Source organism: Antrihabitans stalagmiti, assembly GCF_016482825.1.
Taxonomy (GTDB): Bacteria; Actinomycetota; Actinomycetes; order Mycobacteriales; family Mycobacteriaceae; genus Antrihabitans; species Antrihabitans stalagmiti.
Genome location: NZ_JAEMNV010000004.1, coordinates 69,996 through 85,552 on the forward strand (window position 1 = coordinate 69,996; position 15,557 = coordinate 85,552).

General features: G+C 63.1%; 15 protein-coding genes. 3 read left to right on the plus strand and 12 right to left on the minus strand.

Going from position 1 to position 15,557, the window contains the following annotated elements:
• Position 1 precedes the first annotated feature (1 nt).
• Complete coding sequence (locus JGU71_RS13405; RefSeq protein WP_199704669.1) at positions 2-1,537, minus strand: MBL fold metallo-hydrolase; 1,536 nt, start codon at positions 1,535-1,537, stop codon at positions 2-4.
• A gap of 44 nt (positions 1,538-1,581) precedes the next feature.
• Positions 1,582-2,433: a hypothetical protein gene (locus JGU71_RS13410; protein ID WP_307829641.1), complete on the minus strand. Its 852-nt coding sequence runs from the start codon at positions 2,431-2,433 to the stop codon at positions 1,582-1,584.
• 87 nt (positions 2,434-2,520) lie between these two features.
• Here JGU71_RS13410 and JGU71_RS13415 point away from each other — a divergent pair, with 87 nt between their 5' ends.
• Together JGU71_RS13415 and JGU71_RS13420 are read left to right on the plus strand one after the other, a co-directional pair.
• A complete protein-coding gene (locus tag JGU71_RS13415; protein ID WP_199704670.1) occupies positions 2,521-3,273 on the plus strand; it encodes a lysophospholipid acyltransferase family protein in 753 nt (250 codons plus the stop codon).
• A gap of 13 nt (positions 3,274-3,286) precedes the next feature.
• A complete protein-coding gene (locus JGU71_RS13420; RefSeq protein ID WP_199704671.1) occupies positions 3,287-4,042 on the plus strand; it encodes a lysophospholipid acyltransferase family protein in 756 nt (251 codons plus the stop codon).
• Between the two features lie 89 nt (positions 4,043-4,131).
• Here JGU71_RS13420 and JGU71_RS13425 read toward each other — a convergent pair whose 3' ends face one another.
• Together JGU71_RS13425 and JGU71_RS13430 are read right to left on the minus strand one after the other, a co-directional pair.
• Positions 4,132-4,797 carry a sterol desaturase family protein gene (locus JGU71_RS13425; protein WP_199704672.1) on the minus strand — a complete coding sequence of 222 codons (666 nt, stop codon included), beginning with the start codon at positions 4,795-4,797 and terminating at the stop codon, positions 4,132-4,134.
• Positions 4,794-5,516: a FadR/GntR family transcriptional regulator gene (locus JGU71_RS13430; protein ID WP_199704673.1), complete on the minus strand. Its 723-nt coding sequence runs from the start codon at positions 5,514-5,516 to the stop codon at positions 4,794-4,796. The genes JGU71_RS13425 and JGU71_RS13430 overlap by 4 nt, the downstream gene beginning before the upstream one ends.
• 70 nt (positions 5,517-5,586) lie before the next feature.
• Between JGU71_RS13430 and JGU71_RS13435 the strand changes: the two genes are divergently transcribed.
• Positions 5,587-6,147, plus strand: a complete 561-nt coding sequence (locus JGU71_RS13435) for a sugar O-acetyltransferase (protein ID WP_199704674.1) — start codon at positions 5,587-5,589, stop codon at positions 6,145-6,147.
• An 8-nt stretch (positions 6,148-6,155) separates the two neighbouring features.
• Here JGU71_RS13435 and JGU71_RS13440 read toward each other — a convergent pair whose 3' ends face one another.
• The 8 genes from JGU71_RS13440 to JGU71_RS13475 form a co-directional block, all read right to left on the minus strand.
• Positions 6,156-6,866 carry a type 1 glutamine amidotransferase domain-containing protein gene (locus tag JGU71_RS13440; RefSeq protein ID WP_199704675.1) on the minus strand — a complete coding sequence of 237 codons (711 nt, stop codon included), beginning with the start codon at positions 6,864-6,866 and terminating at the stop codon, positions 6,156-6,158.
• A 92-nt stretch (positions 6,867-6,958) separates the two neighbouring features.
• The gene (locus JGU71_RS13445) at positions 6,959-8,629 is read right to left on the minus strand and encodes a DUF885 domain-containing protein (RefSeq protein WP_199704676.1); all 1,671 of its coding nucleotides are present in this window, start codon (positions 8,627-8,629) and stop codon (positions 6,959-6,961) included.
• Positions 8,630-8,710: 81 nt separating this feature from the next.
• Positions 8,711-9,364 carry a hypothetical protein gene (locus JGU71_RS13450; RefSeq protein WP_307829642.1) on the minus strand — a complete coding sequence of 218 codons (654 nt, stop codon included), beginning with the start codon at positions 9,362-9,364 and terminating at the stop codon, positions 8,711-8,713.
• Positions 9,365-9,372: 8 nt separating this feature from the next.
• On the minus strand, positions 9,373-11,034 hold the full coding sequence (locus tag JGU71_RS13455; protein ID WP_199704677.1) for an ABC transporter family substrate-binding protein: 1,662 nt from the start codon (positions 11,032-11,034) through the stop codon (positions 9,373-9,375).
• 81 nt (positions 11,035-11,115) lie between these two features.
• The gene (locus tag JGU71_RS13460; RefSeq protein WP_199704678.1) at positions 11,116-11,598 is read right to left on the minus strand and encodes a DUF4190 domain-containing protein; all 483 of its coding nucleotides are present in this window, start codon (positions 11,596-11,598) and stop codon (positions 11,116-11,118) included.
• Positions 11,599-11,754: 156 nt separating this feature from the next.
• On the minus strand, positions 11,755-13,656 hold the full coding sequence (locus JGU71_RS13465; RefSeq protein WP_199704679.1) for an ABC transporter ATP-binding protein: 1,902 nt from the start codon (positions 13,654-13,656) through the stop codon (positions 11,755-11,757).
• Positions 13,653-14,573 carry an ABC transporter permease gene (locus JGU71_RS13470; RefSeq protein ID WP_199704680.1) on the minus strand — a complete coding sequence of 307 codons (921 nt, stop codon included), beginning with the start codon at positions 14,571-14,573 and terminating at the stop codon, positions 13,653-13,655. The genes JGU71_RS13465 and JGU71_RS13470 overlap by 4 nt, the downstream gene beginning before the upstream one ends.
• On the minus strand, positions 14,570-15,547 hold the full coding sequence (locus tag JGU71_RS13475; protein WP_199704681.1) for an ABC transporter permease: 978 nt from the start codon (positions 15,545-15,547) through the stop codon (positions 14,570-14,572). Before JGU71_RS13475 ends, JGU71_RS13470 begins: the two co-directional genes overlap by 4 nt.
• Between the last annotated feature and the right edge of the window lie 10 nt (positions 15,548-15,557).

Sequence of the window (15,557 nt, forward strand, 5' to 3'; positions counted from 1 at the left end):
ACTACGCTTCGAGCTTCCGCGAACGCAGTTCGTGGCCCTTCGACGTCAAACACCGGCCGCTCGGCAGATCCCACTGCCAGCCGTGCAGATTGCAGGTCAGCTTTTCGCCTTCGATGACGCCGAACTTGGATAGGTCCGCTTTCAAGTGCGGGCACCGCCGCTGGATTTCCCAACCTGCAAGCTCGGTGGACGCAGAGTCGTCGTGAGACTCCGCAAACCAACCGTCTGCGTAGGCCATGCGCTCGTCTGTGAGGCATTTGAAGAAGGTGTAGAGGAATTCGTTGTAGCCACCGATGCGCCAGGCGGTGAAACGCGTCGACAGGAAGATGCTGTTGACCCAGTCGGGCTCGTTGTCGCGCAGGACCGTGCGGACGAGTTCGGGCGCGATGCGGAAACCGAACCGATACTTGCCGTCGTTCTCACCGGGTGCCCGGACGGTACGCGCCGGGAAGTCGAGGACAACCGTCTCGTCACCCAGCACGAGTCCGACGGGATAGCCGATGCCGTCGCAGATCTGATCGGTCAGGGCCATCAGAGGCTCGAACAGGTCCCGCAGCGGTCCGAGTAGCGGCTCACCCTCGGCCGAAGCCCACGACGCCTTCTCGGCCGCGAGGACCGGCGCCATCCGCTGAGCCATCTCTTCGATGTAGTCCGCTTTGTTGTCGAAGATCGCCATCGGGTCCTCGACCGGATGCGTCAGCGTCAGGTCGGCGCCGTGCAGGTCCGCGGTCGAGCCGGGAATCATCAAGACACCCTTGTCGTTGCCGTGGATCCGCATCTGCTCGAGAAACACGATCTGATCAGGGAAGATGTTGCCTTCGTCCGCCTGATCGTCGTTGAGGTACCGCAACTCCGGATCGAGGAACACCGGCGGGCCTGCAGACGGGACGACCCATGTCGCATCGACCTGCTCGATGTAGCTGCGACAGCGATCCATACCGCGCTGGCGCTTCTGCTTGCCGAAGTTCGCCTTGGTGCGCTTGGGAATGTCGTAGACCATCGGGTACCAGATCGCGCCCGAGTACTGCAGCAGGTGGATGTCGATCTTCCCGAACTGATCGTGCAGCACATCCATGTCGACCGGCCGCGCGTCGTTCATGTTGAAACACGTCGTCTCGCCGTCGGACACGACGAGACCGGAATCACCGATCGGTCCGTCGGCGGGTGCGCGCAGGGCGATGATCATCACGTCGAGCCCGTCGACGTGATGCTTCACCGAATCTTCGGTCTCGAAGAACTTCGTGAAGCCGAGCGCTTCGAGTTCGCGCTTGAGGTCCGGCACCGGGTAATCGGGCAGCAGAACCGTTGCGTCCTTGTTGACGTGCTTCGTCAGGGTCGCCGGGTCGAAGTGGTCTTTGTGCAGGTGGGAGACGTAGAGGTAGTCACAGTTGCCGAGGGCGTCCCAGTCGAGCTGGGAGTTGTCCGGGAAGGGGAACCACGACGCGAAGTACGCGGGATTGACCCACGGATCGCACAGAATCGACCCCGCCTTGGTCTGAATGTGGAACCCGGCGTGTCCGACGCTCGTGACCTGCACTTGTATGCCTCCTGGTGACCGACTGCAGCTATCCAGAGTAGGGCCTACGGGCTGACGTCGCCGATGCAGTAGCCGTTCGCGCCGACATCGAGGGTGAAAATTTCGGTTGTGGTGACGCCGGCCGCGTTGGTCACCGGCACCGAAACCCGCACATAGGAGTTGCCGAGTTGCTCGGAGGTGATCTCACTGTCCTGGAACGCCGTGATGCCGGTGAGGCGCCCCGGGTTGTTTGCCAGCGGGGGAGCGGTCGCGTTGCCGGTGCCGTCCGGGTCCCAGGTCTGTAGTGCGCCATCGCAGACGAGTCGATAGTCACCCTCGACGTCGGCCGGGTTGACGGGCTTTCCGATGAAACGCGACAGGTAGCGCCGAACGGTGTGCCGTGCTTCGCGAGGATCGAGGTCGGCGGAACTGCCGGTCGGGCGTACCGACGGGCAGGCATAGCCGGACGCGATCTCGCTTCGCTTCACGCTGACCGTCCGTTGCGGACCCGTCCAGGTGACTGCGAACTGGCCATCTACGCCGGGCTGTGCGATGGCAGCGAGGATGGCGTCGGTGTCGGTGTACATCTCTGCGACGCCCTGAGGCGAGATCGTCCAGCACTTCTTCGTCAGCAGGTCGATGTCGCCGTCGACGAGGTCGGTCGCCCATGGTCGCAGCGCTTCGGCTGCTTGCGGATTGGTCGGGACTTCGCCGACAGGGACCGTCGCGACAGTGGTAGCCGAGGTCGGCGTCCCGGTTGTCGGGGCCGTCGAGGCCGCGGCGGATGGTCGCGCAGTCGACGCTGTGGACGGACTCGACGCGGTGTCCACGCCACTACGGCTGTCGCAGCCACTCACCAGCAGGATTGCCGACACTCCCATCGCACAGGTGAATACCGCTGTCCGCTGTCGGTTCACGAATCGAACCTTTCGTCGTCGTTTCGCCGCGCGTGTGCGTTCGATCGGTGTGTGTGATCGGTTGGTCACCGACTACGCTAGCCGACTGTGGAACCCCTCTATCAGACCATCGTCGGTATCGCGCGCGCCGTCTTCGCGCTGGAGGGCCTGAAGTTCACGGTCCACGGTGCAGAGAATGTCCCGGCTACCGGTGGTGCCGTCGTCGCGGTCAATCACACCGGCTACCTCGATTTCACCTATGCGGGCCTGCCGGCGCGGACGCCGAAACGTTTGATCCGCTTCATGGCGAAAAAGGAGGTCTTCGACAACAAGATCTCCGGACCGATCATGCGCAACCTCAAGCACATCGAGGTCGACCGCACTGCTGGCGCTGAGTCGTACCGGCAAGCTGTCGACGCGTTGCGCCGCGGCGAACTGGTCGGCGTCTATCCGGAAGCGACGATCAGCCGAAGCTTCGAGATCAAGGAATTCAAGTCCGGTGCAGCGCGTATGGCGATCGAGGCGAATGTGCCGATCGTCCCGATCGTGATTTGGGGCGCACAGCGTGTCTGGACGAAGGGTCACCCTAAACGGTTGGGCCGCACCAACACTCCTATCTCGATCGCGGTCGGCGAGCCGATCCAGCCGTACGAACCGGCTGCTGATCTGACGGCAGAACTGCGGTCCACGATGCAGGGACTGCTACTCGAACTGCAGAAGGACTACGACCATCCAGCAGGCGCATATTGGGTGCCCGCTCGGCTCGGCGGAAGTGCGCCGACACTTGAAGAAGCCACCGCACTCGACAATGCAGAAGCAGAAGCGAGGATGGCGGCCCGACGCGCGAAGTCTGCCGAGTAGGCCGGGCTAGTCGATGGCCCGCGAGTTGGTCTACGACGCGCTGAACATCGTGGGGCGGTCGATGCTGAAGCTGCAGGGTGTGCGGCTGCGCATCAACGGTCAGGACAACATTCCTGCCGTCGGTGGTGCCGTGCTCGCCGTCAATCACACGGCCTATCTCGATTTCATCGAGATCGGGCTCGTCGGCCGCAACCGTGGCCGCAACGTCCGCTACATGATGAAGGCTGAGCTGCAGAACAATCGCTTCGTCGCATTTTTGATGAAGCACTGCAAGGCAATTCCGGTCGATCGAGCTGCGGGTGCCGAAGCCTACGAGCATGCCGTGACGGCATTGCGCGACGGCGAACTGGTCGTCGTCTATCCGGAGGCGACCATCAGTCGCAGCTTCGAACTGAAGGACTTCAAATCCGGCGCGGCGCGGATGGCCCTGGAAGCGGACAAGCCGATTGTTCCGATCGCGATCTGGGGTGCGCACCGGATCTGGACCAAAGGGTTCCCCAAAAAGCTTGGCCGACACAACTTTCCGATTCATATCGAGATCGGTGAGCCGATAGCGCCGCGCGAAGAGATCGACGCACTGACCGGAGAGTTGCGTGCGGCGATGAAAGACTTGCTCGACAAGGCTCAGGCTGGCTACCCAGCGCCGGCGGGGGAGCCGTGGGTGCCCGCGCGTCTCGGAGGTGGGGCTCCCGATCTCGATGCGGCCGCCGAATTGGAAGAGGCGGAGCTTGCCGAACGACGCGCAAAGGCTGAGCGGCGGGATAAGTGAACTGCGCAACGCCTAGCCGCACTTCGCAACGCCCCCAACAGTTTCGAGGCGTTGCGAAGTGCGAACCAGCGTTGCGTAGTCGACCCGAACTACCGCGCGGCGTGCAGGTTCTTGGCCGTCGGCGAGGTCTGCACATCTTCGGAGTGCGGGAAGGTTCCGAGCACACGATCGGCTGTACCTGAGGTCGTGACCGTGAACCAGTAGTGCTCGTTCTTGTAGTGATGCAACCGATGGTCACGCCAGATCGCCTTGTAGACGCGGGATTTCGGCTTGTAGTCGCTGTGGATGAGGTAGTGGCTCCACTCGTAGACGATGCCGAGCATCGCGATGAACACAAGGTAGGTCAGCCCGAGTCCGAGGCGCGGGAAGGCGAGCAACGCGATCGCGAGCGTCGCAGGCAGCACCCAGAGCAACGCCTGCCACGGGATGAAGATGAGCGGTACATCGCGCGGATCGGTGTGGTGTTCACGGTGTTTGCGGGCTAGCAGCGGATCGATCGTCAGCCCGGCGACCTTACGGGGACGCCAATGCAGGATCAGCACGTGGATGATCCACTCGAAAAACGGGAACAGTGCCAGCATCACGACCGGAACGATCGCGTCGGTGATCTGCCAGTCGCCGACGATGATGCGCGCGACTATCGCCACTGCGAGGGTGGCCGAGATCATCCATGGCGATGGGTGTTTCCAAAATTCGCGTCCCGCGTCAGCAAGCGTGAAGTTCTTGCGAATGCGGCGGGGTGTCGAAGTGCTCATCGTTGAACCTCCAGGGTTTTCAGTACCGAAATCAGGGCTGTTGTAGCGGGTTCGAGCAGGGCGTATGCGGCTTTGGATGCAGCCTCGGGGTCGCTGGCGACGATTGCTGCGGCGATTTCGCGGTAGGCATCCGGATTGCCGACCTCGGCTGTCATGACGGCAGCCAAAGCTGGCAGGGCGGGTTCGTAGGCCGCGCGCAGCGTGTTGTACATCAGGCGGAAGGCGATGGAATCGGCACCGTCGACGACGTGATCCCAGAAGGTCAGTGCGTGGCGCTGCTTCTCGATCGGGTCGTCGTTTGCGACGAGTTCGGCGATCGCGTCGTCCAGAAGAACGGCGAGCTCGGGTCCGCTGCGTTCTGCCGCAAGCTCGGCAATCTTCGGTCCGTTGTGGAGCCGCGTCTCGAGGATGCTGCGAGCGACGGAGACATCGAGTTCGCCTGCGCGCAGCAGCAATCGGGGGAGCAGGTCGAGGCCTGCGGTCTTGCGATAGTCGCGCACGGTCGTCGAATCGCCCTGTCGGACTTCGACGAGCCCGGCGGCAGCGACGCGTTTGAGCGCTTCGCGGACCGCGGGTCGGGATACCCCGAGCACCTCGGCAAGCCTGCGTTCGCTCGGCAACGATTCGCCAGGGCTGAGTTCGCCACTGATGACGTCCGCGAGGATCTGTTCGAAAACGTCCTCGGGTACGGATCGGCGTTCGACGGGTTGCAGGGCCATGGATCTAGAGTGACTGGTCATAGGCCAGACGTCAAGTGGTCAGACCAGTTGGGTTTGTAAGCTGGTTGCCATGGGGGAGCAGCGAGACCGAATGGTGAGCGGGAAGCTGTACCAAGACAGTGATGACGAGTTGGTCGCCGAGCGCAAGCAGTGCCAACGCCTGCTGGACAGGTTCAATGCGACGTCGGCAGACGACGACGCCCTGCGATCGGAACTGCTGACCGAGCTGCTCGGCTCGTTCGGAACCGGCTCGTGGATCATGCCGCGATTCCAGTGCGACTACGGGTCGCTGATCAGCATCGGGACCAACAGCTTCCTCAACTACGACACGATTCTGCTGGATTGCGCACCGATCTCGATCGGCGACGATGTGTCGATCGGTCCGCGTGTGCAGTTGCTGACTGCGCTGCATCCCGTCGACGATCACGAAGCCCGGCGCCAGCGTTGGGAATCCGCAGCGCCCATTTCGATCGGGAACAACGTGTGGTTGGGCGGCGGAGTGATCGTCTGCCCAGGCGTGAGGATCGGCGACAACGCCGTCGTCGGCGCAGGCAGCGTCGTCACCCGCGACGTGCCGAGCCGAGTGCTCGCCGTGGGCAACCCGTGTCGAGTGCTTCGAGAGTTGCCCTAGCGGTTCAGCTACTCCTCGCGGGCCGAGATTTCCTGCAATGCTTTGACGACCGCTTCGGCCGTGCCCCGTGCACTGCCCGGATTCTGGCCCGTGACCAGCAGACCGTCCGATACGACGTGCGGCTCGAACGGTTCGTCCGCCTTGCTGTACTTGCCGCCCAGCGCTGAGAGTTCCTCTTCCAAATTGAACGGGACAACGTCGGCTCGCTGCGCACCTTCCTCTTCGGCCCACGAGAACCCGGTGACGTTCTTGCCGTCGAGCAGGCTGTCGCCCGCGCTGAGCGAGACATTCAAGAGGCCGGCCGGACCGTGGCACACCGCAGAAACGACCTTCTCGGCCTTGTAGAACTTCGCGGTCAGCGCGCCCAGGTCGTCGCTGCGGAAGTCCCACATGACGCCGTGCCCGCCGGTGAAGTAGATCGCGTCGTAGTCGTCCGGATCCAGATCGGTGGCTTTACGAGTGTCGACGAGCAGATCCATGAACTCCCGATCCCGGTACCGCTTGTCGGTGCCGAGGTCGCTGAGCACGTCGTGCGCGAGGCTCTCTGGATCGATCGGAACGAATCCGCCTGCCGGGCTTGCGATGTCGACCTTGTAGCCGTTCTCTACGACGTAGTCGTAGAAGTGCGTCAGCTCTCCGAGCCACAGTCCGGTCCGGTAGCCGACCTTTTCGTACTCGCCGACGTTGGTCACGATGATCAGGATCTTGTTTGTCGCCATACCCACGGCCTACCCGTTCGAGCTCCCGTCGAACCGGCCGGGGCGCTCCGCGCCTCGTGAGTCTTTTCGGCGGGCCCGACCACCGAAAAGACTCACGAGCGGCGAAGCCGCCCGACCCGATCAGCGAGAACCGGCAGGCTGACCGTCGCTGCCCCGAGAACGGCGTCGTGAAAAACCTTGATGTCGAACTGATCGCCAAGCCGAGCCTCTGCTTCCGCACGTAGCCGAAGGATCTCCCGCTGCCCGACCTTGTAGGCGAGCGCTTGTCCCGGCATCCCGATGTAGCGGTCGATCTCGGTGACGATCTCGTCGTAGCCGACCGGCGCGTGTTCGACCATGAAGTCGATCGCCTGCTGGCGGCTCCATCCCATCGCATGCAGACCGGTGTCGACGACGAGTCGGCACGCCCGCCACGAGTCGCTCGCGAGCATGCCGAGGCGATCGAGGTCGTTGCGGTACAGACCCATTTCCTCGGCGAGCCGTTCCGTGTACAGCGCCCACCCTTCGACGTAGGCGGTGTGCCCCCACGACAGTCGACGGAAGGCAGGCAGGTCGTCTCGCTCGGCGGCGATGGCGAGCTGCAGATGGTGTCCGGGGATCGCTTCGTGGAACGCGATCGACGCCGTCTCTGCGCGGCCTTTGGTGGTGGGTTCACCCACGTTGACGTGATATTCGCCGGGACGGCTGCCGTCGGGAGCGGGCGGGGTGTAGTAGGCGGCAGGGGCATCGGCAGCCAGGTAGTCGGGGATCGGCCGCAACACGCATGGCGCCTTCGGGACAATGCCGAACCAGTCGCCCATCGCTGCCTGCGCGGCTTCGAGGCAACTCGTCGCGTTGGCGAGAATTTCGTCGCGGTCGCGATACCGGAGGTCTTCGTCGTCGAGCAGATGTCGGAAGATCTCGGCGAGGTCGTCGGTGCCGAATTGCCGCTTACCCAGTTCGCGATACTGCGCGGGCAGGACGTCGAAGACCTCACGGCGACCGATCTCGTGCAGGTCCTCCGCGGTCAGGTCGAGCCCGGTGTGTAGCGCTATTAGTGCTCGATACATGCCAGGACCGTCGGCCAACCACTGCAGGCCGGCCTGCTCGTCCGGCCTGGCCGCGGGCAGTAGCCGCTCGGCAAGGACGGCGCGGTAGCGAACGAATGCCGGCCGCAGGTGCTGCTCGACAGCAACCTTCAGGTCCGCACGCCATTCAGGTTCGCCGTCCCAGTCGGCCGGTCCGCTTATGTTGACGAACGGGTCGTCGTCGATGGGTGAGGCGAGGTAGCCGTCGATCTGATTCAGCGAACGGTCGACGTTGATCCGCGCGGGTGTCCGGCCTGCGGCAAGGCCGGCGACAAAGCGTTCGCCCGCCTGATCGAGCATGCCGCCGAGCCGCTCGACGCGAGTCACCGCGAGCGCGGCGTGGGCGGGTTCGGCCGCCTGCAACTGTCCCGCGGTGATCAACAGATCGGCGTGCACGCCCTGCATCTGATCGGAGCGCAGTTCGATCAGTCGTTCGTCGATCGCGATGATGTTGTCGCGAAGTTCGCCGAGCAGCAGGCTGCGGGTGACCAGATCGGTCTCGTCCAGTTCGGTCGGATCGATCGCCGCGACGGCAGTGATGAGCTTCGACCAGGTCTCGCGTTGCTCGGCGTCGCCTTCGACGGAAAGGTCGTCGACCTGATCGTCGTAGCGGTGATCGCCGATGAACGTCGCGAACAGCGGACGGAACTTCAGCAAGGCTTCCCAGTACTCGTCGGCCAATGAGCGCAGTGTCATTTACCCATCATGGCGCTCCGCGCCTCGTGAGTCCTTTCGGAGGTCGGGCGCGCCGAAAAGACGCACGAGCGGCGGAGCCGCCTAGCTCGGATCCGAGCCGCGAATTGCGCTGGCCCAGATGGCAACTGCCGCGCCGACGCAGGTTGCGCCCACGAAGGCCGGTATCCCGCCACCGACGAGGTAAACCCAGAACAAGCCTACGAACGGACCGACGACAGCGGACTGGGCGTCGAGGAGCAGCCGTCGAAGTGGGCGGGCGGCAACCGCTCCGCGCTCAGCTGCGTCGGCGTCCGGCGCGAGTGGATTGTCGATCAGGCGACCCGGCGGCTCGGCCGAAAGCGCGCGGCCGCTCACCATAAAGACGTGTCCGTTCCAGCCGATCGTCGTGGTGCTGACCTCGGCTGTCACCGGCGACGGCAAAGTCACTAGTGCGGGATCGAAAAAGACCGGCAGCCAGGTCTTTCCGTCGATTTCCAGCCACGAGCGCGAGGTCAGGCGATGCTGCTGGCGGACCCGCCGTACCGATGCCGCAGTTCCAAGGGGCACCCGCCGAGCCGATCGATACCAGACTCGCAACGTCCAGCCCGCAACCCCGACCACGACGATGGCGAGCGCGCTCACCTGATCGAGGGCGTTGTCGGCAGGCAGCGCGGCGATACAAGCTATCGCAAACGCGATACAGACATCGATGGTCAGAGCCGAGATCACTAATGGATACCGCAGTGCGGCAGGCACATGGATCTTTATTTGACGAATCCGATCTTCGTGTAGTCGATCGACGCGAGTCCGAAGGCACCGTAGTTCGCGAGCGTGTCGCGGACGGCGACGTTGCCCGACGACTGGTAGAACGGCATCGAGAAACCCTCTGCAAAGACGAGTTTGTCGATCTCGTTCGCCATCTCCATCGCCTTCTGCGGATCGAGTTCGGAGATCGTCTTGTCGATCAGATCGTTGATCTCCTTGGACCCGATGCGTCCCTTGTTTCCCTTCATATCGTTCGGGTCGAAATAGTAGATCTGCTGTAGTGCACCCAGCGGAAGCGCACTGGCTGACCAAGAGAACTGTGCGACGTCGAAGTTGCCAGGATCGATGACGTCGGTGAACAGCCCCTGTGCTGGCTGCGGGTCGATGATCAGCTTGACGCCGATCGCGGCGAGATTCTGCTGCATGATCTGAGCGATCTGCACCCACGTGTCCTGCTGCAGCATCACGTCGCGGATCTCGAGCTTCTTGCCGTCCTTCTCACGAACATCGCCGACGAGTTTCCAGCCGAGGTCGTCGAGCTGTTTCGCGGCTTCGGTCGGGTCGTAGGCGATGATTCCGGCGTTGTCCTGGTAGCCGACCTGGCCGTTCATAAAAATGTGATTGTTGAGCGGCTTCGGCTCTTCGACGATCCCAGTCTGAAGTGCTGTTGCGATGCCCTGGCGGTCGATGCCCTTCATCAGCGCGACACGGAGTTTCGGATCAGCGACGATCGAGCCCGGCGCACCGTTGAACGTCAGATGTGAGTAGCGCAGCGCCGGAGATCGTCGCACCGCGATACCAGGTGCGTTGCGAACCGTTTTGATGTCGTCACGGGACAGGGTGTCGACGACGTCGAGTTCGTTGTTCTGCAACGCCTGGACCCATGCTGAAATGTCCAAAGCGCTGTAGGTGATGGTGTCGAGCTTCGGCTTGTCGCCCCACCAGTTCGGATTGCGGCCGAGCACAACTCGCTTCTGTCCGACGTCGAGCGACTGAATCTGGAACGGTCCGGCCGTGATCGGCAGATTGTCGCGAACGCTGTTGTTGAAACTGTCCGGCGTCGCCATCACTTCTTTGGGGTAGAGGATGCCGTACTGGCCTTTCCACTCCGCGTAGTGCTGGTTAAACGTGACGATGGCCTGCCGATCGTCGACGCCACGTTCGACCTTCTCGACTCGATCGAAACCGACGCTCGCGGTGATGAGGAACCCCGGGTCACGACCACTCAATGCGTTGAACTGTGCCGCTAAGTCGGTCCAGTCGATCGGACGACCATTGGTCCAGGTCGCCTTCGGGTTGATCGTGTACGTGACCTGCTGCGGTTCGGTGCTGGTGAGTTCGATGCTCGTGAAGTAGTCCGGATCGACCGTCAGCTCGCCCTTGTCGTCGATCCGGTACGACTGCGGCAGCATCGGAGCGACGACCTCCGAAACCTCGCCGTCGGAGTCGATGTTCCACGTGTTGAACGTCGAGGGATAGGCCGTGTTCGCCAGGCGCAGATTGCCGCCGTCGCGAAGTTCGTCCGGACCCTTCGGATTGATGTCGCTCGACGCGCCGACGGCGTTCGACCCGGCCTGACCGAGGTCGTCGTCGCCGCCACTGCAACCGGATAGAACAAGCCCGAATACGACGAGCGGAACAGCGACTTTGTACAACCTCATGAACTGCGCCTTTCGACCAGGAGCACCGTGTTGGGAGCACCCTAGTCGAAGGGCTCCGGCGGTGAGCGGTCGTTGGACGTGTCAGTAGGTGTTGGTCGTCGACCTGTCGATACCCCAGATCGTTGCGAGCAGACCGATGTAGAAGACCCAGATGATGATCCAGCCGACGGTGACGATGTAGCTCAGGATCAGGCCTGCCAAGGCCATACCTTCGCCCTGCTCACCGGTTCGTTTGATCTGGCTCTGTGCGATGTGGCCGAAGATGATCCCGAGGATCGAGGTGAGCCCGCACAGAGCGATGCCGACGAGACCGGAGACGAGTGACGCGATGGCCATGCCGTTGGTCTTCTGCGCGGGATAGCCGTACGCCGGTGCTGGTTGTCCGTACATCGGCTGCTGCTGACCGTAAGGCGCGCCGTAGGGCGCGGGGCTTTGGCCGTATTGCGCCGCATAGGGATCCGGCGTCGCGTACGGATCGACAGGCTTGTAGGGATCGGTCGGCTGACCATAGGGGTTGTACGGATCGCTCGGCTGACCGTACGGGTCGTAGGGCGGTTGTGACATGAGGGTCCCCCCAGGATTGTGGCAACGAGATGGCAAGTATGGCAGTTGGAGGAAAGTCCCGCCGCTCTGGTTTCGGTCGTCATGCAAGCTGGGCTTGAGCGCACATTATTCGTTGATATTGACGGAATCCCGCGAGTTCGACCGAATAATGTAGGCCTAGGCCCATTCCGCCGATCGTGATGGAAACCCGCTCGCCGGCACGTCCGCGGGTGGCCGCGGGGTATGCGGCATCGGTATCGCTTCGAGCAGCGCACGTGTGTACGGATGCGTCGGATTGGTGAACACTGTTCGCGCACTGGCCGCTTCGACGATCTTGCCGCGGTACATCACCGCGACGTCGTGCGCGAGATTTCGCACGACCGACAGATCGTGCGAGACGAACAGGTACGACATCCCTCTGGTGTCCTGCAGTTCGCGCAGCAGGTTGAGCACCCCGGCCTGAATCGAAACGTCGAGCGACGAGACCGGTTCGTCGAGAACGAGCAACTCCGGATCCAGCGCCAAAGCCCTTGCGATGCTGATCCTTTGCTTCTGACCGCCGGAGAAATCACCGGGGTAGCGGTCGGCGTGCTCGGTCCGCAGGCCGACAAGTTGCAACAGTTCCGGAACGCGGCTGCGGACCTCCGCTCGGCTTCGCCCCGCCAACCGAAGGGGTTCGGCCAGTACGTCGAAGATCGGCAAGCGCGGGTCGAGTGACGCGGTCGGATCCTGGAAGACGATCTGCATCCGCCCTCGGATGTCGCGACGCTGCGCCTTGGTCAGCGTCGCGACGTCGTGCCCGAGTACCTGAATCGAACCTGACTCTGGGGCAACGAGATTCAGAATCTGCGTCAACGCCGTCGACTTGCCGGACCCGGATTCGCCGACCAACGCCAGCGTGCGACCCGCTTCGAGCGTGAAGCTGATGCCATCGACAGCCCGGATCTCACCCCGCTTGCGGCGGAAGACGATGCCACTGCTGATGGGATAGGTCTTGACCAGGTCGGTCACTTGGAGAACGACGGGGGTCTTCGGGGCGACGTCGTTCTCAGGCGGGTCCGGGTGTTGCTGCTGCTTCAGATATGCGGCGAACAGCTCGTTGTGGTTGGTCTCTGCAGTTCGAATACATGCCGCAAGATGGGTCGGCGCGATCGGCTCGAGATCTGGTTCGGCTGCGCGGCAGTCGTCGAGTGCAAGCGGGCACCGCGGCGCGAAGGAGCATCCGGGCGGCAGCGCGTGCATCGCGGGTGGGGCGCCGAGGATAGGGATGAGCGGAGCCCGCAGCGGACCGTCCATCCGCGGTATCGAACCGAGCAGACCGACCGTGTACGGCATTCGAGGTGCTGCGAAAAGTTCGTCGACGGGCGCTGTTTCGACGACCCGACCGGCGTACATGACGACGACGCGGTCGGCCAACGTCGCAGCGATACCCATGTCGTGGGTGATCATCACGACACCGGCGCCGGTGATGTCGCGCGCTTTGCGGAGCAGGTTCAGGATCTGCGCTTGGACGGTGACGTCGAGCGCGGTAGTCGGTTCGTCGCAGATGATCAGAGCCGGGTCGTTCGCGATCGCGATGGCGATGACCACGCGTTGACGCATGCCACCCGAGAATTCGTGCGGGAAAGCCTTGGCACGGTCGCGGGCATCAGGGATGCCGACGAGTTCGAGCAACTCGATGGCGCGTTCCCGCGCGGCGGCCTTACCTTCGACGTTGCCGTGAGCGAGCAGCGCCTCCGCGATCTGATCGCCGACCCGATGGACCGGCGTCAACGCCGACAGCGGATCTTGAAAGACCATGCTGATCGACGATCCACGCAGCTTGGACAGTTCTTTGTCGCCGAGTCCGAGCAGTTCGCGTCCACGCAGCTTGATCGAACCGGTCACGCGCGCATGCTCGGGCAGCAGACCCATCACCGCGAGCGATGCGACCGACTTGCCGGACCCGGACTCGCCGACGATCGCGACGACCTCGCCGTCCCCGACCGTGTAATCGATCCCGCGAACAGCGTCGATGCGGCCCTCTTCGCTCGGGAAGCTCACTCGGAGGTCGGTGATCTCGAGCAGCGGCGCGCTCACGACTTACCCTTCCGCTTCTTGCGGGCGCCTTTGGCATTCGGGTCGAAGGCGTCGCGGAGTCCGTCGCCGACGAGGTTCGCCGACAGCACGGTCAGCACGAGCAGACCACCGGCGAACATAAACAACCACGGATACGTCGACGCCGACGCGGTACCCATATCGATCAGCGAGCCGAGCGAGACGTCGGGACGCTGGACGCCGAAACCGAGATAGCTCAGACCTGTTTCCGCGAGAACCGCACTGCCGACGGCGAGTGTCGCATCGATGATCAGGATGGACGCGATGTTCGGAATGATATGGCTGACAACGATTTTGTGTGTCGGGGCGCCCATGTAGCGGGCGGCTTGGACGAATTCGCGGTCGCGCAGGCTCAGTGTCATACCGCGCACGATGCGTGCGGTGATCATCCAGCCGAACACCGACAGCAACACGATCAGCAGGAGCACCGACTGGCTCGACTTCACGCGCGGGGTGAAGATCGCGATGATGATCAAGCTCGGGACGACCAGCAGCAGATCGACGACCCACATCAGCGCGCGGTCGGTCCAGCCGCCGAGATAGCCGGCGAAGGCACCGACGAGCGCGGCGATCGTGGTCGAGAAGAACGCGACGCAGAATGCGATGATCAGCGACTTCTGCAGTCCGCGCAGGGTCTGAGCGAGAACGTCCTGCCCGATCTGCGTCGTCCCGAAAGGGTGCTCCAGGCTCGGCGGTTGCAGCAGCGCCGTGTAGTCGAGTTCCTGGTAGTCGTATTGCAGAAAAGGTGGCAGCGCGAAGGCAGCGACGAACAGCAAAAGCAGGATCGTCGCGCCTGCGACTGCGGGTTTGTTGCGCAGGAAGCGGCGGAAGATCAACGACCGCCGACCCGACGACAAGCCGATCGTCTCAACCTTGGTGGCCAACTCGATTCCGGTCATCCGACTCGCACCCTCGGGTCGAGTGCGGCGTAGACGATGTCGGACAACATGCCCGAAAGCAGCACGATCAGACCGGTGAACGATGTGACAGCGGCGACGATGTTCGTGTCCTGACTGTCGATACCCAGCTTGATCCACTCGCCGACGCCGTGCCAGCCGAAGATGTTCTCGATGAACACCGCCCCGGTAACCAGACCGCCGAACCCGTAGGCGAAGAAGGTCGCCATCGGAATCAATGCCGTCCGCAGTCCGTGCTTGAACAACGCTTTGCGTCTGGTCAGCCCTTTGGCTCGTGCCGTTCGGATGAAGTCGCTGCCGAGGACATCAAGCATGGCGTTGCGCTGGTAGCGGCTGTAGGCGGCGATACCGCCGAGGGAAAGGGCGATGGTCGGTAGGACGAGATGTTGAGCGCGGTCGACGAGTTCGGCCCGCATCCCCTCGACGGCAGTGGCTGAGGTCTGGCCGGTGAATTCGAAGATCTGCTCACCCGTTGCCGCGTTGACTTCGATCGCGCCGAACTTCAGCAGCGTGGCGAGCAGGAAGACAGGTGTGCTGAGCAGCAACAACGAGACCGCTGTTGTGAAGTAGTCACTGAATTTGTATTGCCTGATCGCACCGGCGGCACCGACCACAACACCGACGACCGCACCGATGATCGAGCCGAGAATCAGCAACTGCAGGCTGATGCCGATTCGCCTGCCCAGCTCGTCACTGACCGGTTGACCGCCGAGGGTCTTGCCGAAGTCGCCCGTCACCGCGTCGCCGAGCCATTCGACGTAACGCTGCGGGATTGGATCGTTGAGTCGAAGTTCGTCGGCCTTCGCGTCGATCACCGATTGCGGCGGCCGCGGGTTGGCCTCTTCGAAACGATCGAGCGGGCGGAACGTCAGCGATGCCAGGCTGAACGTCAGAAACGACGCCAACAGCAGCAGCACCGCGTAGTTGAGTGCCCGCCTCGCCAGGAAGCCGCCCATCTTCACCTTT

Coding starts and splice junctions, on each gene's coding strand:
- JGU71_RS13440 (WP_199704675.1), bottom strand. CDS start 6,866: ATGGCGACAAACAAGATCCTGATCATCGTGACCAACGTCGGCGAGTAC.
- JGU71_RS13420 (WP_199704671.1), top strand. CDS start 3,287: ATGGCCCGCGAGTTGGTCTACGACGCGCTGAACATCGTGGGGCGGTCG.
- JGU71_RS13460 (WP_199704678.1), bottom strand. CDS start 11,598: ATGTCACAACCGCCCTACGACCCGTACGGTCAGCCGAGCGATCCGTAC.
- JGU71_RS13430 (WP_199704673.1), bottom strand. CDS start 5,516: ATGGCCCTGCAACCCGTCGAACGCCGATCCGTACCCGAGGACGTTTTC.
- JGU71_RS13445 (WP_199704676.1), bottom strand. CDS start 8,629: ATGACACTGCGCTCATTGGCCGACGAGTACTGGGAAGCCTTGCTGAAG.
- JGU71_RS13475 (WP_199704681.1), bottom strand. CDS start 15,547: ATGGGCGGCTTCCTGGCGAGGCGGGCACTCAACTACGCGGTGCTGCTG.
- JGU71_RS13470 (WP_199704680.1), bottom strand. CDS start 14,573: ATGACCGGAATCGAGTTGGCCACCAAGGTTGAGACGATCGGCTTGTCG.
- JGU71_RS13455 (WP_199704677.1), bottom strand. CDS start 11,034: ATGAGGTTGTACAAAGTCGCTGTTCCGCTCGTCGTATTCGGGCTTGTT.
- JGU71_RS13435 (WP_199704674.1), top strand. CDS start 5,587: ATGGGGGAGCAGCGAGACCGAATGGTGAGCGGGAAGCTGTACCAAGAC.
- JGU71_RS13425 (WP_199704672.1), bottom strand. CDS start 4,797: ATGAGCACTTCGACACCCCGCCGCATTCGCAAGAACTTCACGCTTGCT.